This is a genomic window from Acinetobacter lwoffii (genome assembly GCF_024129115.1).
In the GTDB taxonomy this organism is placed as follows: domain Bacteria; phylum Pseudomonadota; class Gammaproteobacteria; order Pseudomonadales; family Moraxellaceae; genus Acinetobacter; species Acinetobacter lwoffii_T.
Window position 1 is genome coordinate 1 of record NZ_JAMXXO010000019.1, and the last position, 22,408, is coordinate 22,408.

At 44.8% G+C, this 22,408-nt stretch carries 34 protein-coding genes and 1 pseudogene; 34 read left to right on the forward strand and 1 reads right to left on the reverse strand.

What is annotated here, in order from left to right; genetic code table 11:
- The first annotated feature begins 342 nt into the window (after nt 1–342).
- From rpsJ to NI470_RS12655, 29 genes and pseudogenes are all read left to right on the forward strand, one after another.
- Entirely contained in the window at nt 343–654 is a 312-nt protein-coding gene (rpsJ, locus tag NI470_RS12515) for a 30S ribosomal protein S10 (RefSeq protein WP_000070912.1), read from the forward strand.
- Nucleotides 655–714: 60 nt separating this feature from the next.
- A complete protein-coding gene (rplC, locus tag NI470_RS12520; RefSeq protein ID WP_004645054.1) occupies nt 715–1,353 on the forward strand; it encodes a 50S ribosomal protein L3 in 639 nt (212 codons plus the stop codon).
- 11 nt (nt 1,354–1,364) lie between these two features.
- Nucleotides 1,365–1,967, forward strand: coding sequence for a 50S ribosomal protein L4 (rplD, locus tag NI470_RS12525; RefSeq protein ID WP_004281511.1), 603 nt, complete (start codon nt 1,365–1,367; stop codon nt 1,965–1,967).
- Nucleotides 1,964–2,284, forward strand: a complete 321-nt coding sequence (gene rplW, locus NI470_RS12530) for a 50S ribosomal protein L23 (RefSeq protein WP_004281510.1) — start codon at nt 1,964–1,966, stop codon at nt 2,282–2,284. Before rplD ends, rplW begins: the two co-directional genes overlap by 4 nt.
- 11 nt (nt 2,285–2,295) lie before the next feature.
- On the forward strand, nt 2,296–3,120 hold the full coding sequence (rplB, locus tag NI470_RS12535; protein WP_004281509.1) for a 50S ribosomal protein L2: 825 nt from the start codon (nt 2,296–2,298) through the stop codon (nt 3,118–3,120).
- Nucleotides 3,121–3,139: 19 nt separating this feature from the next.
- Nucleotides 3,140–3,415, forward strand: coding sequence for a 30S ribosomal protein S19 (gene rpsS, locus NI470_RS12540; RefSeq protein ID WP_004281508.1), 276 nt, complete (start codon nt 3,140–3,142; stop codon nt 3,413–3,415).
- Between the two features lie 11 nt (nt 3,416–3,426).
- Nucleotides 3,427–3,756, forward strand: a complete 330-nt coding sequence (gene rplV, locus NI470_RS12545; protein ID WP_188141385.1) for a 50S ribosomal protein L22 — start codon at nt 3,427–3,429, stop codon at nt 3,754–3,756.
- Between the two features lies 1 nt (nt 3,757).
- Nucleotides 3,758–4,574 (forward strand): annotated as a pseudogene (gene rpsC / locus NI470_RS12550) (30S ribosomal protein S3).
- Nucleotides 4,514–4,927, forward strand: a complete 414-nt coding sequence (gene rplP / locus NI470_RS12555; protein ID WP_004281506.1) for a 50S ribosomal protein L16 — start codon at nt 4,514–4,516, stop codon at nt 4,925–4,927. The pseudogene rpsC and the gene rplP overlap by 61 nt, the downstream one beginning before the upstream one ends.
- A complete protein-coding gene (rpmC, locus tag NI470_RS12560) occupies nt 4,927–5,124 on the forward strand; it encodes a 50S ribosomal protein L29 (RefSeq protein ID WP_004281505.1) in 198 nt (65 codons plus the stop codon). The genes rplP and rpmC overlap by 1 nt, the downstream gene beginning before the upstream one ends.
- Nucleotides 5,121–5,378: a 30S ribosomal protein S17 gene (rpsQ, locus tag NI470_RS12565; RefSeq protein WP_004281504.1), complete on the forward strand. Its 258-nt coding sequence runs from the start codon at nt 5,121–5,123 to the stop codon at nt 5,376–5,378. The genes rpmC and rpsQ overlap by 4 nt, the downstream gene beginning before the upstream one ends.
- A gap of 91 nt (nt 5,379–5,469) precedes the next feature.
- The gene (gene rplN / locus NI470_RS12570) at nt 5,470–5,838 is read left to right on the forward strand and encodes a 50S ribosomal protein L14 (RefSeq protein WP_004281503.1); all 369 of its coding nucleotides are present in this window, start codon (nt 5,470–5,472) and stop codon (nt 5,836–5,838) included.
- Nucleotides 5,839–5,847: 9 nt separating this feature from the next.
- Nucleotides 5,848–6,165 (forward strand): 50S ribosomal protein L24, encoded by a 318-nt coding sequence (gene rplX, locus NI470_RS12575; RefSeq protein ID WP_004281502.1) that lies wholly within the window; start codon nt 5,848–5,850, stop codon nt 6,163–6,165.
- A gap of 16 nt (nt 6,166–6,181) precedes the next feature.
- On the forward strand, nt 6,182–6,718 hold the full coding sequence (gene rplE, locus NI470_RS12580) for a 50S ribosomal protein L5 (protein ID WP_004645057.1): 537 nt from the start codon (nt 6,182–6,184) through the stop codon (nt 6,716–6,718).
- Nucleotides 6,719–6,727: 9 nt separating this feature from the next.
- Nucleotides 6,728–7,033 carry a 30S ribosomal protein S14 gene (gene rpsN / locus NI470_RS12585; RefSeq protein WP_004732275.1) on the forward strand — a complete coding sequence of 102 codons (306 nt, stop codon included), beginning with the start codon at nt 6,728–6,730 and terminating at the stop codon, nt 7,031–7,033.
- Between the two features lie 12 nt (nt 7,034–7,045).
- On the forward strand, nt 7,046–7,441 hold the full coding sequence (rpsH, locus tag NI470_RS12590; RefSeq protein ID WP_004281499.1) for a 30S ribosomal protein S8: 396 nt from the start codon (nt 7,046–7,048) through the stop codon (nt 7,439–7,441).
- Between the two features lie 13 nt (nt 7,442–7,454).
- Nucleotides 7,455–7,988 (forward strand): 50S ribosomal protein L6, encoded by a 534-nt coding sequence (rplF, locus tag NI470_RS12595; protein WP_004645059.1) that lies wholly within the window; start codon nt 7,455–7,457, stop codon nt 7,986–7,988.
- Between the two features lie 14 nt (nt 7,989–8,002).
- Nucleotides 8,003–8,353 (forward strand): 50S ribosomal protein L18, encoded by a 351-nt coding sequence (gene rplR, locus NI470_RS12600; protein WP_004281497.1) that lies wholly within the window; start codon nt 8,003–8,005, stop codon nt 8,351–8,353.
- A gap of 2 nt (nt 8,354–8,355) precedes the next feature.
- Complete coding sequence (gene rpsE, locus NI470_RS12605; protein ID WP_004281496.1) at nt 8,356–8,853, forward strand: 30S ribosomal protein S5; 498 nt, start codon at nt 8,356–8,358, stop codon at nt 8,851–8,853.
- A 6-nt stretch (nt 8,854–8,859) separates the two neighbouring features.
- A complete protein-coding gene (gene rpmD / locus NI470_RS12610; RefSeq protein WP_004281495.1) occupies nt 8,860–9,036 on the forward strand; it encodes a 50S ribosomal protein L30 in 177 nt (58 codons plus the stop codon).
- A 3-nt stretch (nt 9,037–9,039) separates the two neighbouring features.
- Nucleotides 9,040–9,480 carry a 50S ribosomal protein L15 gene (gene rplO / locus NI470_RS12615; RefSeq protein WP_005248206.1) on the forward strand — a complete coding sequence of 147 codons (441 nt, stop codon included), beginning with the start codon at nt 9,040–9,042 and terminating at the stop codon, nt 9,478–9,480.
- A gap of 45 nt (nt 9,481–9,525) precedes the next feature.
- A complete protein-coding gene (gene secY / locus NI470_RS12620) occupies nt 9,526–10,845 on the forward strand; it encodes a preprotein translocase subunit SecY (protein ID WP_171066361.1) in 1,320 nt (439 codons plus the stop codon).
- A 19-nt stretch (nt 10,846–10,864) separates the two neighbouring features.
- A complete protein-coding gene (gene rpmJ, locus NI470_RS12625; protein WP_000867907.1) occupies nt 10,865–10,981 on the forward strand; it encodes a 50S ribosomal protein L36 in 117 nt (38 codons plus the stop codon).
- Nucleotides 10,982–11,086: 105 nt separating this feature from the next.
- Nucleotides 11,087–11,443 carry a 30S ribosomal protein S13 gene (gene rpsM / locus NI470_RS12630; protein WP_004281492.1) on the forward strand — a complete coding sequence of 119 codons (357 nt, stop codon included), beginning with the start codon at nt 11,087–11,089 and terminating at the stop codon, nt 11,441–11,443.
- Nucleotides 11,444–11,462: 19 nt separating this feature from the next.
- Nucleotides 11,463–11,849: a 30S ribosomal protein S11 gene (gene rpsK, locus NI470_RS12635; protein WP_004281491.1), complete on the forward strand. Its 387-nt coding sequence runs from the start codon at nt 11,463–11,465 to the stop codon at nt 11,847–11,849.
- A gap of 12 nt (nt 11,850–11,861) precedes the next feature.
- The gene (rpsD, locus tag NI470_RS12640; RefSeq protein WP_004281490.1) at nt 11,862–12,488 is read left to right on the forward strand and encodes a 30S ribosomal protein S4; all 627 of its coding nucleotides are present in this window, start codon (nt 11,862–11,864) and stop codon (nt 12,486–12,488) included.
- A gap of 16 nt (nt 12,489–12,504) precedes the next feature.
- Nucleotides 12,505–13,512 (forward strand): DNA-directed RNA polymerase subunit alpha, encoded by a 1,008-nt coding sequence (locus NI470_RS12645; protein WP_004281489.1) that lies wholly within the window; start codon nt 12,505–12,507, stop codon nt 13,510–13,512.
- 18 nt (nt 13,513–13,530) lie between these two features.
- Entirely contained in the window at nt 13,531–13,896 is a 366-nt protein-coding gene (gene rplQ, locus NI470_RS12650) for a 50S ribosomal protein L17 (protein WP_004281488.1), read from the forward strand.
- A gap of 217 nt (nt 13,897–14,113) precedes the next feature.
- The gene (locus tag NI470_RS12655) at nt 14,114–15,604 is read left to right on the forward strand and encodes a flavin-containing monooxygenase (RefSeq protein WP_253148538.1); all 1,491 of its coding nucleotides are present in this window, start codon (nt 14,114–14,116) and stop codon (nt 15,602–15,604) included.
- A gap of 60 nt (nt 15,605–15,664) precedes the next feature.
- On the opposite strand, the gene NI470_RS12660 is transcribed toward NI470_RS12655, so the two are convergent.
- Nucleotides 15,665–16,837: an acyl-CoA dehydrogenase family protein gene (locus NI470_RS12660; protein WP_253148539.1), complete on the reverse strand. Its 1,173-nt coding sequence runs from the start codon at nt 16,835–16,837 to the stop codon at nt 15,665–15,667.
- 183 nt (nt 16,838–17,020) lie between these two features.
- On the opposite strand from NI470_RS12660, the gene NI470_RS12665 reads away from it, so the two are divergent.
- From NI470_RS12665 to NI470_RS12685, 5 genes are all read left to right on the forward strand, one after another.
- A complete protein-coding gene (locus tag NI470_RS12665; protein ID WP_004281484.1) occupies nt 17,021–17,278 on the forward strand; it encodes an FAD assembly factor SdhE in 258 nt (85 codons plus the stop codon).
- Nucleotides 17,271–17,657, forward strand: a complete 387-nt coding sequence (locus NI470_RS12670; protein ID WP_114541572.1) for a hypothetical protein — start codon at nt 17,271–17,273, stop codon at nt 17,655–17,657. Before NI470_RS12665 ends, NI470_RS12670 begins: the two co-directional genes overlap by 8 nt.
- A 534-nt stretch (nt 17,658–18,191) precedes the next feature.
- Nucleotides 18,192–19,232 carry a hypothetical protein gene (locus NI470_RS12675; protein ID WP_004732263.1) on the forward strand — a complete coding sequence of 347 codons (1,041 nt, stop codon included), beginning with the start codon at nt 18,192–18,194 and terminating at the stop codon, nt 19,230–19,232.
- 67 nt (nt 19,233–19,299) lie between these two features.
- Nucleotides 19,300–19,872 (forward strand): rhombosortase, encoded by a 573-nt coding sequence (gene rrtA, locus NI470_RS12680; protein WP_174894194.1) that lies wholly within the window; start codon nt 19,300–19,302, stop codon nt 19,870–19,872.
- A gap of 197 nt (nt 19,873–20,069) precedes the next feature.
- Nucleotides 20,070–22,352, forward strand: coding sequence for a TRAP transporter large permease subunit (locus tag NI470_RS12685; protein ID WP_253148540.1), 2,283 nt, complete (start codon nt 20,070–20,072; stop codon nt 22,350–22,352).
- Nucleotides 22,353–22,408: the final 56 nt, after the last annotated feature.

The window sequence follows — 22,408 nt, forward strand, 5'->3', positions numbered from 1 at the left end:
ATAGACGGAAACGATTTGGTCTAAGAATGAATTTAATTGTTGGAATGGTGAATTGGATGCTCTTGAATTAACTTTCGCAAGAGATCTATTGTTTTAAGTCATAAATTGAAAACTTGGATAAAACCATAAAAGAGATTTGCTTATGCATTAAACAATGGCTATAATAAGCGACCCTTCAATAGGAAGGGGGTTAACTGCGAATAAAGTAGTTAACTATCGTTACAGTCGTGGCATCGATCATGACCTTAGTGATATTTCACTGCTCTTGACACTTGCCCACATAAAGTGGGGCGAGATGCGTCAAGAGTGATTCTTTATATATTTGGCTTGGAGTTTACTGGTATGTCTAACCAGAGAATTCGTATCCGTCTTAAGTCTTTTGATCATCGCCTGATTGATCAATCAGCTCAAGAAATCGTAGAAACCGCAAAACGTACTGGCGCACAAGTGTGTGGTCCAATTCCAATGCCAACACGCATTGAACGTTTTAACGTTTTAACATCACCACACGTAAACAAAGACGCGCGTGACCAGTACGAAATCCGTACTTACAAGCGTTTGATCGACATCGTTCAGCCTACAGACAAAACTGTAGATGCATTGATGAAGTTAGATCTTGCAGCTGGTGTTGATGTTCAGATCGCATTGGGTTAAGGCTTTCGGGTTAATTAACACTCTAAGTTAATTAGGCCGCTTTTTTAGAGGTTTATGCACATGGCTATTGGTTTAGTCGGTCGCAAGTGCGGTATGACACGTATCTTTACAGATGCTGGTGTTTCTGTGCCTGTTACAGTGATTGAGGTTGATCCTAACCGCATCACTCAAATCAAAACGCTTGAAACTGATGGTTATCAAGCGATTCAAATCACTACTGGTGAACGTCGCGAATCTCGCGTAACTAACGCTCAGAAAGGCCACTTCGCGAAAGCGGGTGTTGCAGCTGGTCGTCTAGTTCAAGAATTCCGTGCTACAGAAGCTGATCTTGAAGGTCGTGAAGTTGGTGGTACGCTTACCGTTGAATTGTTCCAAGTTGGTCAAGTTGTTGACGTAACTGGTCAATCTAAAGGTAAAGGTTTCCAAGGTGGTGTTAAGCGTTGGAACTTCCGTACGCAAGATGCAACTCACGGTAACTCAGTTTCTCACCGTGTTTTAGGTTCTACTGGTCAAAACCAGACTCCTGGTCGTGTATTCAAAGGCAAAAAAATGGCTGGCCATTTAGGTGCTGAACGCGTAACTACACAGGGTCTTGAGATCGTTGCTATCGACACAGAACGTTCAGTTCTAGTTGTTAAAGGCGCGGTTCCTGGTGCTACTGGTGGCGACGTAATCGTTCGTCCTACGATCAAGGCCTGAGGGGAAATAACGTGAATTTAAATACTGTTTCCGGCTCTGCTGTTGAATTATCAGAAGTTGCGTTCGGTCGTGAATTTAATGAAGCTCTTGTTCACCAAGTGGTTACAGCTTATTTAGCTGGTGGCCGTCAAGGTTCAAAAGCTCAGAAATCACGTGCAGACGTTTCTGGCGGTGGTCGCAAGCCATTCCGTCAAAAAGGTACTGGCCGCGCTCGTGCTGGTTCTATTCGTAGCCCAATCTGGGTTGGCGGTGGTAAAACTTTTGCTGCTCGTCCACAAGACTGGTCTCAAAAAGTAAACCGTAAAATGTACCGCGGTGCTATGCAATGCATCCTAGCTGAACTTGTTCGTCAAGATCGCCTAGTTTTAGTTGAAGAGTTTGCTGTTGCGGCTCCAAAAACTAAAGAATTGCTTGCAAAACTTAACGACTTGAATGCGACTCGCGCATTGATCGTTACTGATGCTGTTGATGAGAACCTGTATCTTGCTGCGCGCAACATTCCACACGTTGATGTGGTTGATGCTGCTGCAATCGATCCGGTTAGCTTGATTGCGTTCGACAAAGTTGTTATGTCTGTAGCTGCTGCTAAGAAAATTGAGGTAGAACTCGGATGAACAACGAACGTATCTATCAAGTCCTGCAAGGACCTGTATTCTCAGAAAAAGCACAAGTTTTAGGTGAAACTGCTGGTGTTCAAGTGTTTAAAGTTGCATTAAATGCAAACAAGCTTGAAATCAAAAAAGCAGTGGAACAACTCTTTGGTGTGGAAGTTGTTAAAGTTAACACGACTATCACTAAAGGTAAGTCTAAACGCTTTGGTAAAACATTAGGACGTCGTTCTGATGTTAAAAAAGCATACGTCACCCTGAAAGCTGGCCAAGATGTTGAAATGGCTGACTTGGGCGATACCGCTGAAAGCACAGCGGAATAAGGACGAGAATTATGCCTATTCAAAAATGTAAGCCAACGTCTCCAGGACGTCGCTTTGTAGAGAAAGTGGTTCACGATCACCTTCATAAAGGCGCACCATACTCTCCGTTGGTTGAAGCTAAAAAACGTACTGGCGGCCGTAATAACAACGGTCACATCACGACTCGTCACGTTGGTGGCGGTCACAAGCAGCACTACCGTTTAGTTGACTTTAAACGTAACAAAGATGGTATTCCTGCAACTGTAGAGCGTATCGAATACGATCCTAACCGTACTGCACACATTGCACTTGTATTGTATGCTGACGGTGAGCGTCGCTATATCATCGCTCCTAAAGGCCTTCGCGCTGGCGATAAAGTACAGTCTGGTAACGATGCTCCAATTCGTCCAGGTAACTGCTTGCCGCTTCGCAACATGCCTATCGGTTCTACTCTTCACAACATCGAACTTAAAATCGGTAAAGGCGCGCAGTTAGCTCGTTCAGCTGGTACTTCAGTTCAGCTGTTGGGTCGTGACGGTTCTTACGCTATCGTTCGTCTGCGTTCAGGCGAGATGCGTAAAATTCACGTTGAATGCCGTGCTGTGTTAGGTGAAGTATCTAACTCAGAAAGCAACCTTCGTTCACTAGGTAAAGCTGGTGCATCACGCTGGCGTGGTGTTCGTCCTACCGTTCGTGGTATGGCGATGAACCCAGTTGACCATCCACATGGTGGTGGTGAAGGGCGTAACAAAGGTATTCAACCTGTAAGCCCATGGGGTCAAAAAGCTAAAGGGTACAAGACACGTACCAATAAGCGTACGACTAAGATGATTATTCGCGACCGTCGCGTTAAGTAACAAGTAAAGGAATCTGACAATGCCTCGTTCTCTGAAAAAAGGCCCATTCGTCGATGCGCACTTGTTCGCTAAGGTTGAAGCGGCTATCGCGGCTAATAACCGTAAGCCGATCAAAACTTGGTCGCGTCGTTCGATGATCCTCCCGGATTTTGTTGGTTTAACAATTTCTGTACACAATGGCCGTAACCACGTTCCTGTGATCGTTTCTGAGCACATGGTTGGTCACAAGCTTGGTGAATTTGCACCAACTCGTACCTATCGCGGTCACGGTGTTGACAAGAAATCTAAACGTTAATGGGTGCTATGATGGAAGTAACTGCTAAATTACGCGGTGCCGCTATCTCGGCACAAAAAGCTCGTTTGGTTGCAGATCTTATCCGCGGCAAATCTGTTGCGCACGCTCTTAACATCCTTAACTTCAGCAACAAAAAAGCTGCAGTTATAGTTAAGAAAGCGTTGGAATCTGCGATTGCAAACGCTGAACACAATAACAGTTTAGATGTAGACGACCTTAAAGTTTCTACGATCTACGTTGATGAAGGCATGAGCCTGAAACGTATTATGCCACGTGCTAAAGGCCGTGCAGATCGTATTACTAAGCGTACTTGTCACATCACCGTTAAGGTAGGGGTTTGATATGGGTCAGAAGGTTCATCCAATCGGTATCCGCCTAGGTGTTGTGAAACGTCATAACGCTAACTGGTATGCGAATCCGAAACAATACGCTGAATACTTGCTTAAAGATCTTCAAGTTCGTGAGTTTTTGATCAAAAAACTTAAAAACGCGATGATCAGCAACATTCTTATCGAGCGTCCTACAGGCGCTGCTAAAGTAACTATTAGCACTGCTCGTCCAGGTATCGTAATCGGTAAAAAAGGCGAAGATATTGAGAAACTACAACGCGAATTAACATCTATCATGGGTGTTCCTGCGCAAGTAAGTATCAATGAAATTGATCGTCCAGACTTAGACGCGCGTCTAGTTGCTGAAGCTATCGCTTCTCAATTGGAAAAACGTGTAATGTTCCGTCGTGCTATGAAGCGTGCGGTTCAAAACACAATGCGTGCTGGTGCTAAAGGTATCAAAGTAGAAGTTTCAGGCCGTTTAGGTGGTGCTGAGATTGCTCGTACTGAGTGGTATCGTGAAGGTCGTGTACCTCTACATACGCTTCGTGCAGATATCGACTATGCGACTATGCGTGCTGAGACTACTTACGGTACGATCGGTGTTAAAGTTTGGATCTTCCGTGGTGAGATCTTGGGCGGCATGAAACAAGTCATGAACCCAGCTCCAGCTGAAGAGCGTCCAGCTAAACGCGGTCGTGGTCGTGGTGAAGGTCAAGAGCGTCGTGGTCGTCGCAATGATCGTTCTGCTGAAAAAGGAGAATAATCCATGTTGCAACCTAAGCGTACTAAATTCCGTAAAGTGCAGAAAGGCCGTAACACTGGTCTAGCGCACCGCGGTAGCACAGTATCTTTCGGTACTATTGCACTTAAATCAGTTGAACGTGGTCAAATGACTGCGCGTCAAATTGAAGCAGCGCGTCGTACAATTAGCCGTCGTATTAAGCGTGGTGGTAAGATCTTTATCCGTGTATTCCCGGACAAGCCGATTACTTCTAAGCCTCTTGAAGTGCGTATGGGTAAAGGTAAAGGTTCTGTGGAATATTGGGTTTGCCAAATCAAACCAGGTAAAGTCTTGTACGAAATTGATGGTGTTAACGAAGAATTGGCTCGCGAAGCGTTTACGCTTGCAGCAGCTAAGCTTCCGTTTAAAACCGCTATCGTGACTCGGACGGTAATGTAATGAAAACTAAAGATCTACGTGAAAAGTCGGTAGAAGAGTTGACAGCTTTGCTTGATGAGCAACAGCTTAACCAATTCCGTCTTCGTATGGCGAAAGCAACTGGTCAATTGGGTAAATCGCATGAAGTTGCACTTACTCGTCAGACTATTGCTCGTATTAAGACCCTCCTTACCGAAAAACAGGGGAACGGACAATGAGTGATAAAACAGTCCGCACGTTAACTGGCAAAGTTGTAAGTGACAAGATGGATAAATCTATCGTTGTTCTTATTGAACGCCAAGTTCAACACCCGTTGTATGGCAAATTAATCCGCCGTTCAACAAAATTACATGCTCATGATGAGAACAACACAGCTAAAGCTGGTGATGTTGTAACCATTAAAGAAAGCCGCCCAATTTCTAAAACTAAGTCTTGGACTCTAGTTGAAGTTGTTGAAGCAGCTGCTGAGTAATTAACGTTCTTGTTGCATCATCGGTCAATTTCGAGTACTCTTTGAGCCTTTCGAAATTTCGACCGGTGTTGCTCGGTTTTGGAGTAGGGCAATGATTCAGACCGAAACTATGCTCGACGTAGCAGACAACAGTGGTGCACGCCGCGTACAATGTATTAAAGTACTTGGTGGCTCGCATCGTCGTTATGCTTCTGTTGGCGACATTATTAAAGTTACTGTAAAAGAAGCAATTCCACGCGCACGTGTTAAAAAAGGTGACGTGATGAATGCGGTTGTGGTTCGTACAAAATTCGGTATCCGTCGTGCAGACGGTTCAGTGATTCGTTTCGACGATAACGCTGCTGTTATTTTGAACAACAACAAAGCGCCGATTGCAACTCGTATTTTCGGACCAGTGACTCGTGAACTTCGTACTGAACAGTTCATGAAAATTATTTCATTGGCTCCTGAAGTTCTATAAGAGGCGATCATGGCTAAGATTAAAAAAGGCGATCAAGTAATTGTGATCGCAGGTAAAGAAAAAGGCAAACAGGGTACTGTTCTGTCTGTTTCTAATGACCGTGTTAAGGTTGAAGGCCTTAACTTGGTGAAGAAGCATCAGAAGCCGAACCGTGCTACAGGCGCTGAAGGTAGCGTTGTAACTCAGGAAGCTTCGCTTCATATTTCAAACGTGGCAGTTTTTAATGCTACAACCCAAAAGGCTGACCGTGTTGGTTACCAAGTGATTGATGGCGTGAAAACTCGCGTATTCAAATCAAATGGTGAATCAGTGGCGGTAGCGAAGTAATAGGTTGATATAGGCCATGGCCAGACTTAAAACACGTTACAACGACGAACTTAAAGCTCAATTACAAGAAGTATTGGGTGTTAAGAATGTGATGGAGATTCCTCGCATCACTAAAATCACGATCAACATGGGTGTTGGCGCAGCTGCTGCTGACAAAAAACTCCTTGATGGTGCTCTTTCAGATATGCAAGCTATCGCTGGTCAAAAACCAGTACTTACGTTAGCTCGTAAATCAATCGCTGGTTTTAAAATCCGTGATGGTTGGCCGATCGGTTGTAAAGTTACTTTACGCGGCGAACGTATGTACGAATTCTTGGACCGTTTGATCTCGATTGCGATCCCTCGTATCCGTGACTTCCGTGGTTTCTCTGCGAAATCATTCGACGGTCGTGGTAACTACTCAATGGGTCTTAAGGAGCAAATCATGTTCCCTGAAATCGATTTTGACAAGATTGATCGTATTCGTGGTATGGATATTACCATTACTACGACTGCTCGCACCGATGACGAAGGCCGTGCGCTTATGCGTGCATTCGGCTTCCCGTTCAAATAAGAGGTCGATATGGCTAAGAAAGGTATGATTAATCGCGAATTGAAACGCGAAGCTACTGTTGCTAAATACGCTGCAAAACGTGCTGAATTAAAAGCTGTTATTGCAAACGTAAATGCATCAGACGAAGAACGTTTCGAAGCGATGATGAAATTACAAGCATTACCACGTAATGCATCTCCAGTACGTCTACGTAACCGTTGTGGTTTAACTGGTCGTCCTCATGGTTACTTCCGTAAGTTCGGTTTAAGCCGTAACAAATTACGTGAAACAGTAATGCAAGGTGATGTACCTGGCGTTGTTAAGGCAAGCTGGTAAGGAGCACTATAGATGAGTATGCAAGATACCGTTGCCGACATGCTAACACGTGTTCGTAACGCACAAATGGCAAAGAAACAAACTGTTTCTATGCCTAATTCTAAGTTGAAGGTAGCAATTGCTAACTTACTTCAACAAGAAGGTTATATTTCAAACGTAGAAGTTGCGGATGCTGAAGGCAAACCAACTCTTACTTTGACTTTAAAGTATTTCGAAGGCAAACCAGTTATCGAAACTGTGAAGCGCGTAAGCCGTCCAGGTCTACGTCAGTATCGCGGTAAAGATGCACTTCCGAGCGTTAAGCAAGGTTTAGGTATTGCAATTGTTTCTACAAGCAAAGGCATCATGACTGATCGCGCTGCACGTGCTGCAGGCGTTGGTGGTGAAGTTATTGCTTTTGTTTCTTAATAGGTGATTCCTCATGTCTCGTGTGGCTAAAGCCCCAGTAACTGTACCTAACGGTGTAACAGTTACTCAGAACGGCCGGCAGGTCGAAGTGAAAGGCACTAAAGGTACATTGTCTTTCAACCTGCATGCGCTGGTCGAGCTTAAACAGGAAGACGGTATTCTAGCTATTGCTCCAGTACAAGAGTCGAAAGACGCTTGGATGCAAGCTGGTACTGCTCGCGCTGTGCTTAACAACCTTGTAAAAGGTGTTAGCGAAGGTTTCGAACGTAAGTTACAGCTTATCGGTGTTGGTTATAAAGCTGCGGTTAAAGGTGACGTTGTTCATCTTAACCTTGGTTTCTCTCACCCGATCGATTATGCACTTCCTGCAGGTGTAACTGCTGAAACTCCAACTGCAACTGAAATCATTCTTAAATCTGCTGATAAAGCAGCTTTAGGACAGGTTGCTGCAGATATCCGTGGTTACCGTCCACCAGAGCCATATAAAGGCAAAGGTGTTCGTTATTCTGACGAAGTTGTACTTCGTAAAGAAGCTAAGAAGAAATAAGGCGCGAGGTTCTTATGAACGAAAAGAAACAATCCCGTTTGCGTCGTGCGAAAAGCACACGCTTGCACATCCGTGCATTGGGTGCGACTCGTTTGTGTGTAAACCGCACTCCGCGTCACATCTATGCTCAAGTTATCTCTGCAGATGGTGGCAAAGTATTAGCGCAAGCTTCTACTTTAGACGCTACTCTACGTGCGGGTACAACTGGTAACGTTGAAGCAGCTCAAAAAGTAGGTGCTTTAATCGCAGAACGCGCTAAAGCAGCTGGTGTTACTAAAGTTGCGTTTGACCGTTCTGGTTTTAAATATCATGGTCGTATCAAAGCCTTGGCTGATGCTGCTCGTGAAAACGGCTTGGAGTTCTAATCATGGCTAAAGTTGAACAAAACGAAGGTCTTGTTGAAAAGCTGGTTGCCGTTGATCGTGTAGCCAAAGTTGTTAAGGGTGGTCGTATCTTCTCTTTTACAGCATTAACTGTTGTGGGTGATGGTAATGGTCGCGTAGGTTTTGGTCGTGGTAAAGCACGTGAAGTTCCAGCTGCTATCTCTAAAGCACTTGAAGCTGCTCGTCGCAATATGATTACTGTTGACCTTGTTGATGGTACGTTACAGCACCCAATTCATGCACGTCACGGCGCTAGCCGCGTATTCATGCAGCCTGCCTCTGAAGGTACAGGTGTAATTGCTGGTGGCGCTATGCGTGCAGTTCTAGAAGCTGTAGGCGTACGTAACGTGTTGACTAAATGCCGTGGTTCTACTAACGCTGCTAACGTAGTAAACGCAACTTTCAATGGTTTGCGTGATATGACTACTCCTGAAAAGGTTGCTGCGAAACGTGGTCTTTCAGTAGAACAAATTCAAGGGTAATCAATCATGAAAACGATTAAAGTTACCCAGACTAAATCTGCATCGCACCGCTTGAAAAATCACAAGCTTAGCCTGCAAGGTTTAGGTCTGCGTCGTATTGGTCATACTGTAGAAGTGTTAGACACACCTTCTAACCGTGGTATGATCAACCAAGTCTACTATATGGTTAGTGTAGAGGAATAAGCCATGACTCTGCGTTTAAATACAATTGCACCTGCAGAAGGTGCTAAACGTGATAACCTTCGTTTAGGCCGTGGTATCGGTTCTGGCGTTGGTAAGACCGGTGGCCGTGGTGTCAAAGGTCAAAACTCACGTAAGAGCGGTGGTACTCGTCCAGGTTTCGAAGGCGGTCAAACAGCACTTTACCGTCGTTTGCCTAAATTCGGCTTCACTAGCCAATTGGCTTTGAAAACTGCTGAAGTACGTTTATCTGAGCTTGCTAAAGTTGAAGGCGACATCGTGTCTCTTGAAACTTTAAAAGCTGCGAACGTTGTACGTAAAGACATGATCCGTGCTCGTATCGTACTTTCTGGTGAAATTACTCGTGCATTCACTGTTAAAGGTGTTGCATTGACTAAAGGCGCTAAAGCTGCTGTTGAAGCTGCTGGCGGCAAAGTCGAGGAGTAATCCCCAGTGTCTATGACTCCTAGTTCTTCAGGTCATGTCAACATGATGAAAGGCCAACCATTTCATGTGAAATACCGTGAAATTATTCGTCGAATGATGTTTCTCATTGGTGCGTTGTTGGTGTTTCGACTAGGAGCGCATATTCCAGTACCAGGCATCAATAATGCTGCGTTAGAAAACTTGTTTAATGCAAACCAAGGTACCATCCTTGGTTTGTTTAACATGTTCTCTGGTGGGGCATTAGAACGAATGTCTATTCTTGCCCTCGGGATCATGCCATACATCTCTGCATCGATTATCGTGCAGTTGATGTCAACTGTGGTTCCTTCGCTGGAAGCTTTAAAGAAAGAAGGCGAGCAAGGCAAACGTAAAATTAATCAATACACACGACAAGGTACATTATTCTTGGCGCTGGTACAGGCGGTAGGTATGTGTGCAGGCCTGATCAGTCAGGGGATTACCCTGAATACTGGTTTGGCTTTTTATGTTCCTGCAGTAACCTCACTGGTTGCGGGGACCATGTTCTTGATGTGGTTGGGTGAACAGATTACCGAGCGTGGGGTGGGGAATGGTATTTCCATGATCATCTTCGCGGGTATTGTTGCCGGATTGCCTAATCTGATTATGCAATCTTTCTCATCTGTAGATAATGGCCAGACCAGCCTGATTGGCTTGGTAATTTTTGGTTTGTTGTCTCTGGGTGTTTTGGCAGCGATCGTATTTATCGAGAAAGCGCAGCGTCGTATTCCGGTAAACTATGCTCAAAAACAACAAGGTCGTCGTGTATTTACTGCACAGCAGACACATTTGCCATTAAAAATTAATATGGCGGGTGTGATTCCGGCAATTTTTGCCAGCTCATTGCTTTTGTTCCCTGCGAGCTTAGGTCAGTGGGTGGGTAGTGCAGATCCAAATGCTGGATTTATTAAGCGTAGCCTGCAAGATGTAGCATTGGTATTGTCGCCTGGTCAGCCGTTGTATTTGGTGCTCTTTGGTGCGTTAATTATCTTTTTCTGTTACTTCTATACAGCACTGGTATTTAGTCCTAAAGAAGTGTCAGAGAACTTGAAACGCAGCGGAGCTTACGTGCCTGGTATACGTCCAGGTGAGCAAACTGCTCGTTACTTAGATCATATTCTCAATCGTTTGACGTTTATTGGCGCGATTTACATCACCGTCATTTGTTTGATGCCGATGGTATTGCAAAGTTCATTTGGTATTCCATTCTATTTGGGTGGTACCTCTTTGCTGATTGTTGTGGTAGTGGTGATGGACTTTATGGCTCAGCTGCAATCACACCTTACTTCGCACCAATACGATAATCAAACGTTAATGAGAAAAACGACTGCTCATCCTAAGGGATAAGCGCACTTGAGGTTTCATCATGAAAGTACAAGCTTCTGTTAAGAAAATTTGTGGTAGCTGTAAAGTTATCCGTCGTAATGGGGTTATCCGCGTAATTTGTAGCGCAGAACCTCGTCATAAGCAGCGTCAAGGTTAATCTGATTAAGACCTGTTGATTTCTGTAGGCGAATTAGGTTATTATCCGCCCCTCAAGATTTTTGTGGGGCGGTTGATTATCTACTGCCTTTTTGGAGAAAATTGAATGGCTCGTATTGCCGGTGTAAACATTCCGGATAACAAGCACGCTGTTATCTCTCTAACGTATATCTTTGGTATTGGTCGCCATACTTCAAAAGCTATCTTAGCTGCTGCTGGTATTGCTCCAACTACTAAGATCCGTGAATTAGATGACGCTCAGCTTGATGCGATTCGTGCAGAAGTTGCTAAGGTTCCGACCGAAGGTGATTTACGTCGCGAAATTTCCATGAACATTAAACGTTTAATGGATTTAGGCTGCTACCGCGGTCTTCGTCATCGTCGCAGCTTGCCTGTCCGCGGTCAACGCACCAAAACTAACGCTCGTACCCGTAAAGGTCCGCGCAAACCTATTAAGAAATAAGATTTCTGGAAGCTAAAAGATGGCTAAAGATACTCGCGCACGCAAGAAGGTCACTCGTACCGTCTCTGAAGGTGTCGCACACATTCACGCTTCTTTTAATAACACCATTGTGACTATTACCGATCGTCAAGGTAATGCACTGGCTTGGGCCACTTCAGGTGGACAAGGCTTCCGTGGATCACGTAAATCAACTCCGTTCGCTGCTCAGGTAGCTGCTGAAGTTGCTGGTAAAGCTGCTTTAGACTACGGTTTGAAAAACTTGGACGTCCTTGTAAAAGGTCCTGGTCCTGGTCGTGAATCTGCGGTTCGTGCTTTAGGTGCAGTGGGTTATAAAATTAACAGCATTACCGATGTGACGCCAATCCCGCACAACGGTTGCCGTCCACCTAAAAAACGTCGCGTGTAAGGAGAAACATTCATGGCTCGTTATATTGGTCCAAAATGCAAACTCTCTCGTCGCGAAGGGACAGACCTGCAACTTAAATCAGGCGTTAAACCGTTTGATGTTAAGACAAAAAAACATGCGAAAGTTCCTGGCCAACACGGCGGGGCTCGTGGTGGTAAACAATCTGAGTACTCACTACAATTACGTGAAAAACAAAAAGTACGTCGCATGTACGGTGTTTTAGAGCGTCAATTTAGTAACTACTATAAAGAAGCTGCTCGTGTTAAAGGCGCAACTGGTGAAAACCTGTTGAAGCTACTTGAAAGCCGTCTTGATAACGTTGTTTATCGTATGGGTTTCGGTTCTACTCGCGCAGAAGCTCGTCAGTTAGTATCTCACCGTAGCATCACTTTGAATGGCCGTCGTGTTAACATTGCGTCTATCCAAGTTAAAGCGGGTGATGTGATCGCAGTTCACGAAGGCGCTAAGCAACAATTACGTATCAAAAACGCAATTGAATTAGCTACTCAACGTGGCATGCCTTCTTGGATGGAAATCGACCATTCTAAATTAGAAGGTACGTTCAAAGCTGCACCGGATCGTTCTGATTTACCTGCTGAAATCAACGAAAGCTTGATTGTAGAATTGTATTCTAAATAATCCTTGAGGAAGCAATATGACGCGTACTGCAAATGAGTTTCTAACTCCGCAAGCGATCAAGGTCGAAGCGGCAAGCGGGACCTCGGCAAAAGTTATTCTAGAACCATTAGAGCGTGGCTTTGGTCATACTCTTGGTAATGCTTTACGTCGCATCCTTCTTTCTTCTCTACCTGGCGCAGCTGTGGTAGAAGTTGAGATTGAAGGGGTCGAGCACGAGTACAGTACTTTGGAAGGCTTGCAGCAGGACATCGTCGAGCTCTTGCTGAACCTAAAAGGATTGTCGATTAAGCTGTTCGATCAAAATGAAGCTTATTTAACATTAGAGAAACAAGGTGCAGGCGACGTAACTGCGGCTGACCTTCGTTTACCTCATAATGTTGAAGTGGTTAACCCTGAACATTTGATCGGTACTTTAAGTGCCTCAGGCTCATTGAAAATGCGTCTGAAAGTGGCTCAAGGTCGTGGCTACGAGACTTCTGATTCACGCTTCCCTGAAGGCGAAACTCGCCCAGTGGGTCGCTTGCAGTTAGATGCGTCTTACAGCCCAATCAAACGTGTTTCATACACCGTGGAAAACGCGCGTGTAGAACAACGTACTGACCTTGATAAACTGATCATTGATCTTGAAACTAACGGTACTGTAGATCCTGAAGAAGCGATCCGCAAAGCTGCAACTATTTTGCAGCAACAAATTGCGATCTTCGTTGACCTTCAGAAAGATCAAGCACCTGTTGCTCAAGAGCCTCGTGAAGAAGTTGACCCAATCTTGCTTCGCCCAGTAGATGATCTAGAGCTAACTGTTCGTTCTGCTAACTGTTTGAAAGCAGAAAACATTTACTACATTGGTGATCTTGTACAGCGTACCGAAGTTGAGTTGCTTAAAACTCCTAACTTGGGTAAAAAATCGCTTACTGAGATCAAAGATGTTCTGGCTTCTAAAGGCTTACAACTCGGCATGCGTTTAGAGAACTGGCCACCGGCTAGTCTCCGTATGGACGATCGTTTCGCCTATCGTAGCCGTTAATTAAGTAGGACTATCACCATGCGTCATCGTAATAGTGGTGTGAAATTAGGCCGTACAAGCAGTCATCGTAAAGCGATGTTCCAAAACATGGCTAACTCTTTGTTCGAGCACGAGTTGATCAAAACAACTGTGCCTAAAGCAAAAGAGTTACGTCGTGTAGCTGAGCCTTTAATCACTTTAGCTAAAAACGATACAGTAGCAAACCGTCGTTTGGCGTTTGCTCGTACTCGTTCAGCAGCAACTGTTGGTAAATTATTTACCGTTCTTGGCCCTCGTTACAAAGAGCGTAACGGCGGTTATCTACGTGTTCTTAAAGCGGGCTTCCGTGCAGGTGATGCTGCACCGATGGCTTACGTTGAGCTAGTAGATCGCGAAGTTAACTAATTTCGTGAAGAATAACGCAAGTTGTTCGAAAAGGTCGGTTGAATAAACCGGCCTTTTTTAATGCCTGTATATTTTAATTTAAAGTGATTGAGTTTCAGATAACTGATCTGGCCTCAAAAGATAAAAAAATAGTGGCTTTTTAATGAACTTGACATTGTGTATTGTCAGTTTTGTGATTTAATAAAAACAGATAGCATCGCTTAGGTAAAAGAACAACATGGAAAAGCAGGTAGATATTTTAATTGTGGGTGCGGGGATCTCGGGGATTGGTCTGGCAGCGCATCTTTCTAAACATTGTCCACAACGCTCTTTTGAGATTATTGAACGCCGCGAAAGTATTGGCGGAACTTGGGACCTGTTTAAATATCCGGGAATCCGTTCTGATTCCGATATGTCGACTTTTGGTTTTAATTTCAAACCCTGGAAGAAAGAAAGCGTGCTTGCCGATGGCGCATCCATCAAAAATTATCTAGCTGAAGTGGTGGATGAGTTTAAGCTACAGTCGAAAATCCATTTTCAGCATCGGGTCTTAAGTGCCAATTATGATTCTACAACCTGCAAATGGTCAGTAGAGATCGAGGATGCATACGGTAAGAAGCAGATCTGGATCGCCAACTTTGTACTGGGTTGTACCGGTTATTATAATTATGATCAGGGTTTTCAGCCGGAGTTTCCAAATCAAGATGCGTTCAAAGGTGAGTTTATTCATCCGCAACATTGGCCGGAAAATTTAAACTATGAATGCAAAAAGGTGGTCATTATTGGTAGTGGTGCGACCGCGATTACCTTGGTTCCTGCGATGGTGAAAGGCGGAGCAGGACATGTGACCATGTTGCAACGTTCTCCAACTTATATTGCCTCTGTACCCTCGGTAGATTTTATTTATTCAAAAATGCGTAAATATCTGCCTGAGGAGGTCGCCTACAAGCTGACACGTGCGCGTAATATCGGCATGCAGCGCGGGATTTATGCTTTGGCACAGAAACAGCCAAAATTATTAAAATCACTTTTGCTTAAATCGGTGCAATTCCAGCTGAAAGGTAAAGTGGACATGAAGCACTTTACCCCGAATTATGAACCTTGGGATCAACGTCTCTGTGTGGTGCCGGATGGGGATCTGTTTGAAATTTTACGTGAAGGGCAGGCATCGGTTGCAACGGATCAGATAGAAACCTTGACCGAAACTGGAATTCAGCTGAAATCAGGTCAACATCTGGATGCTGATATTATTGTTTCTGCAACGGGTCTGAATATTCAAATCCTCGGCGGGATTCAGGCGACGATGGATGGTCAGCCTATCGATACCTCACAGCATATGCTGTATAGAGGCATCATGGTCAGTGATATACCAAATATGGCGCTGATTATTGGCTATATCAATGCCTCCTGGACGCTTAAAGTCGATATTGCAGCTGAGTATATTTGCCGTTTGTTGAACTATATGGATCAGCAAGGTTATGCGCAGGTGATTCCTCAGGGAGATCAGAGTGAATTGCTTCAGGATACCGTCATGGGTAGTCTTAGTTCGGGTTATATTGCCCGAGCTGCAGACGTGATGCCAAAGCAGGGTAAACATGTTCCATGGAAAGTCAGCAATAATTATCTGGCAGACCGCAAGGAACTCAAGCAGGCTTCGTTTGAAGATGGGGTGCTGAAGTTTAGAAAAAACAGCAATACTTTAAAGCATAAACCGCGTTTGGTCTCTTAAATTTATATTTTTGCATACAGAAAAAGGAGTCCTGAGAGACTCCTTTTTTATGCATCCATTTTAAAGTGAACGGGCGATGAGTTCTTTCATGATTTCGTTGGTACCGGCATAAATCCGGTTGGCACGGTTATCGATATAAGCCCGGGCAATCGGATATTCCAGAATATAACCATAGCCGCCATGCAATTGCAGGCATTCATCTACGACTTTGCTATACATTTCTGAAATCTTGTATTTGGCTGCAGCAGCGGCATCTACGCCTAGTTCGTGCTTGAGTTGCAGCTGCATACAGCGATCCAGATAAGCGCGACAGACATCGATCTCGGTACGCAGTTCTGCCAGTTTAAAACGGGTATTTTGAAAATGGCTGATGCTCTTGCCAAAAGCCTGACGTTCCTTGGTATATTTCACTGTATGGGCAAAAGCGGCTTCAGCGCCTGCCTGACAGATAATCGCCACAATCAGGCGTTCCCAAGCCAGTTCTTTCATCAGCATCATAAAGCCCATGCCTTCCAGACCGAGCAGGTTTTCTTTGGGTACCCGAACATTGTCAAAGAACAGTTCGCAGGTATCCTGGCCTTTCATGCCAATTTTATTCAGCGGCTTGCCTTTGCTAAATCCGGGACGGTCGGCTTCGACCATAATCAATGACAGATTGGCTGAACCTTTATCATTATTGCCAGTTTTACAAACCACGATGGCCATATCACAGAGATAGCCATTGGTAATAAAAATCTTGGAACCATTAATCAAGTAGTCATCGCCATCCAGTATTGCCGATGTACGCACTGCTTGCAGGTCAGAGCCAGTTCCCGGTTCGGTCATGGCGATCGCGGTGACGACTTCTCCAGACGCCATTTTGGGTAGCCATTGCTGTTTTTGAGCTTCATTACCAAAGTTCAGCAGATAATTGGCAACAATATCCGAATGCAATGAAAATCCGGTCGCTGAATCTCCGGCATAGGCCTGTTCCTCAATCAAAATCATGCTATACAGCCGGTCTACGCCAGAGCCGCCATATTCCTCAGGCATGGTAGCGCAGAGCAATCCAAGCCCACCGGATTTATTCCATAGCTCTCGATCCACATGTTGCTGACTTTCATAACGCTCGGTATGTGGAATGACTTCTTTCTCATAAAATTTACGTACCGTCTCGCGAAAAGCATCATGTTCGGTATTAAAGAGTTGGCGCGGCAGCATCGGAGCAAGTGGGCGAATGGCTGCAGATTGCATCTTGTTATTCCTTATTTTGATCTGTTTGGTTTAACTTAGGCCATGCCAAGATCAGCAGCAATGAGCGGAATGTTCAAATGACTTAAATCTGCTGATGCTTTTGGTCATTTCTATGAAATCCCTCGAAATTCAGCCAGCGCTTCAGGTAAACTATTCGGGTTTATAACGAGTTGGGGAAATTCGATGACTGATGACATCAGCTTAGAAGAGCGCAAAGTGATTTATCGTGCGCGTCGTGGTTTAAAAGAACTGGATGTATATTTTGATCCCTACGTAAAAAACCATTACCTGAATGCTGAGCCTTTCGAAAAACAGATGTTTGCAGAGCTGGTTGAGCAGGAAGACCCGGATTTGCTGGACTGGTTTATGGAAGTGTCTGAGCCGCCGCGTCCTGAACTAAAAGATTTTATCAAGAAGCTTAAATTTTACGTTCATGGATAATCGTTGCTTCAAGCTGAAACGCAGTCTGTGTGCATTGGCGTTTCAGTTTTTTATTTTTGCACTGCTGATGTATCTATTGTATCAGTTATTACCGATTGCACTTTGGGCAGTGTGTGCTGTCATAGGCTTGGTGATTTATCAGCTGTTTTACCGCAAGACTCCCCAGATCGAGCAGTTTGAATATCTGGATGGACGTGAATGGTCATTGACTGCCAAAGCACGACCTGTCCGTCGGGTATGCATTAGCCACGTGATTGATCATCAGGCGTATATTGTGGTGTATTTCCAGCATGCCAAGGCGCGACCTTTACTGATCTGGTGTGATCAATTGCCACTCAAACAATGGAAATCCTTAAAAGTATTGACTAAATTAATTTAGTTGTAAGACAAGTGCATTTGAATGATTTGCTTAAAATGCACATAAAACAAATATTTAGTCTATCACCTCATTTTTATTGTTAGACAAAAACTAAGTTTAATTCATCACTTAGAGCGATTGTCTGACAATTTAACCGCTGTGTTTTATTTTTAGCCTGTACATTTAACTCACCTACAGCAACTGGGGGAGACCGCAATGGAATTTCCAGTATGGATGTTTCTGATCGTAGCGATTGTTTTAACGCTGGTGATCGGACGACTCGGGACAGTGTTGAAGGATAAATTTTCATCTTAATCAGGCAGGGTTTATTATTTTTCTGCTTGTACAGTTAATAAGTAGCATGTGCTGAACCGTCGCAATGCTACTTTTTTTTGCCCAAAATTTGGTATTCTACTAAATACAGTCAATTGCAGCGCGGCCATTTAATGGCAAAGTGTCTCGTCTAAATTAGAGTAAATGCTCTTTTATTCACAAAATGCTTCTGATATCTTTAGCAGAAAGATGGACATAATCACAATTATAGAGGACAGGAAAATGTCAGGCGTCCGTAAAATATGCCAAGGTATGGCGACCATTGCAATAACAACAACAGTTTTGACGGGGTGTTCTCAGGTCATTAAAACCGGTGCCAATGTTGCACTGGGTTTCACCGAAAACCATATTGTACCGCCGATTTTAGCGATGGATGATGCTGAAATGGTGTGTAATTCAGGGAATTCCTTAACACCCGCTATTATGGCAACCAAAGAAATGGGGGCGGATCCAACGCGGGTGGCCGTGCTGATGTATTCGGCTGCCGGTATTTGTGCTGAACAAAAAGCACTTGAAGCCGAGTTACGCTATTTACGTGCTTCAAAAACCAATCAGGTGGCAGAAGCCCAAGATGCCCGAATTGAGCAGAAGCGCTGGGCGGCGCTGGCGGCACAGCGTCAATATACCGGTTATCAACTGTTCCAGAGTCGCTATGAAAAAAAGTACCAAAAAGCCCTGGGTGAAGAATGCCCTCGCATGAATAGTGATATCGAGCAAACGGTTTACCTGCTGGGTATGCTCAGTGGTTTGCAGGCCATGACCAATGATATTAACTCGGGTGGTGCAGTGCATGTACCGAAAGATATTGCTGCCGTGGTCGAGCGTGGCATGGTGTGTCTGGATAACGCGAAATTCTGGGGTGCACCGAATGCCACCCGTGCGGTGATCTGGACTTTGTTGCCAGGCGCAGGGGAAGGCAAGCCTGACCCTTACCAAACATTAAAACAATCTACACAAATTGGTGAGCAAAAAGGTGTACGTTTATCTCATGCCTTGTATGCCGTAGCGGCTCAGGCCAGTGGCGATGATGCCAAAGTTCGGGATGCCTTGAAAACCTTTGCTCAGGCACGTACTGAGGAAAAGCCGGTCAATCCGCAATTCAAGCTGATCGACAGCATGGCTGCGATTATGGTCAGTGGCATATCGGATCGTTACTGGACAGAAAATACCGGTATACGTAGTGGCGATGATGGCATGCAACGTTTCTGGGATGAATCCGACAGTTCTTCCGAGCTTGATGATCTGTTCAGTGCAGATCTGTAATGCAGATACTATGTATGAATCTTCAGGGATGAAGTCAAAGTAGATTGTCAGGGAGGACAATAGGCCGATGCTAGATCAACATTTTCGACGAAAAATTATTTTTCTAGCGGCTTTTGTCTCTCTCTCTGCATGTCTGCAAATTTTTCAGGATTATTTCATCTATTGGCAAGAGAGCCTGCTGGGTGAATTCTGGCGACTCTGGACAGCGCACTGGGTGCATGTGGGCTGGCTTCATTATTTCCTGAACATTCTTGCCTTTATCTGTTTACCTTTCATTTTTCCACGCGCCACCGTCTGGCATTTTTGTGCCATTTTGCTGATCTTGCCACCGTTGATCAGTTTAAGTTTTTATTTTTTCTTACCCAATATTGAAGCCTATGCCGGCCTGTCGGGCGTGCTGCATGGGGCCTATGTCGCCGTAGCCTGTATACATTTGCTGTATAAGCGGGAACGCGGCTTTGCTGCGCTGGTGTTATTTTTGATTTTTGCCAAACTGGTCTGGGAAAACACCATTGGCAATGTCGGGACGGCGCAGCTGATCGGTAGTCCGGTTTTGGTTGAGGCACATTTACTTGGGGTGATTTGGGGCGTGATTCTGGCGCTGATCTATATTGTGAGCAATTATTTTCGGGATAATTAAAGTGCAGAGATAAATAATTTACTTGGCAGAAAATACAAAAAGAAAATATAAATTGTCATTTTTATTGTGCCAATTTTCATGCAAAGTCAAAACATAGAATAAAGATCCTGACCTTTGAAAAGGAATTTTCGGGGCAGAAGGGAAGATCGGCGTCCTAGACCAAGCATCAGGCCGCTAAAATAAAAATAGGAATACACATGCAAAATGATGATCAAAACAGATCAGGATTAGGTCTGTTGCGTTATATATGGACAGAGTGGATCTCGACCTTCGTCGTGCTGGTTTTACTTTTGCTCACTTTGATTATTGGCACCGGGGAAATGATTCACGGCCAGTTGCTGCGTATGGGCGAGCGTATTTACGGCGATCCGGCAACCGGAATGCAATATTCATTTTTACGTGCTGAACCGACACGCCCCCAATGTGAACGCAATATCAATGTCGATCAGCGCGTTCAGCAGCAGATGAAAGCCGATGCAGACGATGAATATGCCGACTTCTTCGGGGTGCGTTCGGAAGCAGATGTGCGTGCTGCGGTGTTACAGGCACAGCAGGTCTGTGAAGAATCCTACCTGTTCTATGATAAAGCCATTCAACATGTGGAAGCTCATCCAAGTATTCGGGCTTATCGGACCTTTGAAACCTCTTTCTTTGGCATTTTTAAGTTTGGTACTGAAAACCGGGCTTTGCTTCTGGTCATCATGGTGGTCTTTGCTGCGATCAGTGCCACCCTAAAAACCCATCATATTGGCTTGCGTAGCCCGAGCACGCGTATCGACTTTAAAGTCTATTCAGTCGCCATGCTGGTTGCTAATGCTTTCCTGGCATTTTCATCCTATAGCCAATATCAGTCTGTATTGAACTCGGGCGTGCCGATGGGGGAGATGAAGTACATCTATTGGTTGTGGATGATTCTGTTTAGCACACTCACCTTGATCAGCCTGTATCAGGTGATCAAACAACCAAAACCAACGCGTGAGGGCGGCAGTTTTGGTCTGGCCTTTCTGAGTATACCGCTATATGCCTATATGGCCATTACTACCGGAATAAACTTTACGTTCTTTATGGATTATCCAATGGGACAGGGGATTTACCTCGGTCAATTGGTAGAGTTTTCCAGTATCTTCCTGAATCTGGCCTTGTTTATCTGGGCCGGTATGTTGCTGAAACAGACCCGTGTCGTGGACATGTTCCTGAACATTCTGCGTCCTTGGAATCTGGCACCTGAAACCCTGACCTGGCTAATCTTGCTGGCAGCGGCATTACCGACCGCCTATACTGGAGCATCAGGAATTTTCGTAATTGCCGCAGGTGCGATTATTTATAAGGAAGTCTGGAATGCGGGTGGACGCCGTCAGTTTGCACTGGCCGCCACCGCAATGTCCGGCTCAATGGGCGTAGTCTTACGTCCTTGCTTGCTGATTGTCGTGGTGGCATCTTTGAATAAAGAAGTGACCACCGACTTACTGTATCACTACGGGATTTATGTCTTCCTGCTCAGTTCGACTTTATTTCTGGTGATTTCCTTATTCTTTGCAGAAAACAAATTCCGCATTGCCGCGCCAACTGTGGCTGCGCCTCAATCCGGTCGTGCCTTTATTGCGATTATTCCTTATATCGTGATTTTTATTCTGATCTGGTTATTCTATAAATATGCTTTGTCGACTGACCTGAATGAATTTACCGCACCGGTGATGATGCCTGTAATTCTGCTGATGATTGTCTTGTTCGACAAGTTACGCCATGAACCGGCGCCGTTGCCGGCAGTGGGGCATTGGGATGAAACCTTGACCGCAACTTTAAACTCAAGATCGACACCTGAACTGGCAACAGCCGGTGCCGCGGCCAATGCAGAATATCGTGAAGCTGAACATAGCGAACAACCAGGCAAAGAACTGGTGGTTGATCATACTGTGCAGCGTTCAAAAGCGACTGAAATTTTGCGTAATGTCGGTTTCTGGAAGTCCATGCATATTTCTACTAGTGAGACCGTGGGACATATTGGTGCCTTGGTCATTCTGATGGCACTTTCAGTGAGTGTGGGTGGCTTGCTGGAACGTATTGAAATTATGGAAGCCTTCCCGACCGATATCAGCAGTACCATTCTGGTAATTTCACTGATTGTCGGCTTGATGATTTTTGTCGGGATGATTATGGATCCATTTGGCGCGGTCATTCTGATTTCCGCGACCGTTGCGCCAGTGGCCTATCAATATGGCATTCATCCGGTACATTTCTGGATGATTACCCTGATTGGTTTTGAGCTGGGTTATGTGACGCCACCGGTTGCGCTGAATCATCTGCTGGCCAGACAGTCGATTGGCGATGCCGAAGTGGCTGAAGCGGATGCAGAAGTTCGCCACCTGTCTTTCTACTACCGTTATGAACGCTGGATTCTGCCAGTGATTGTATTGCTGCCTACGATGCTGATCATTGCCTATGTGCCTTATATCTTTAAGCTGTTCGGCTGGTATCAATAAAAGAAAAGTAATAAAAAAGCACCTTAGGGTGCTTTTTTATTGTATCTAATTTGAAT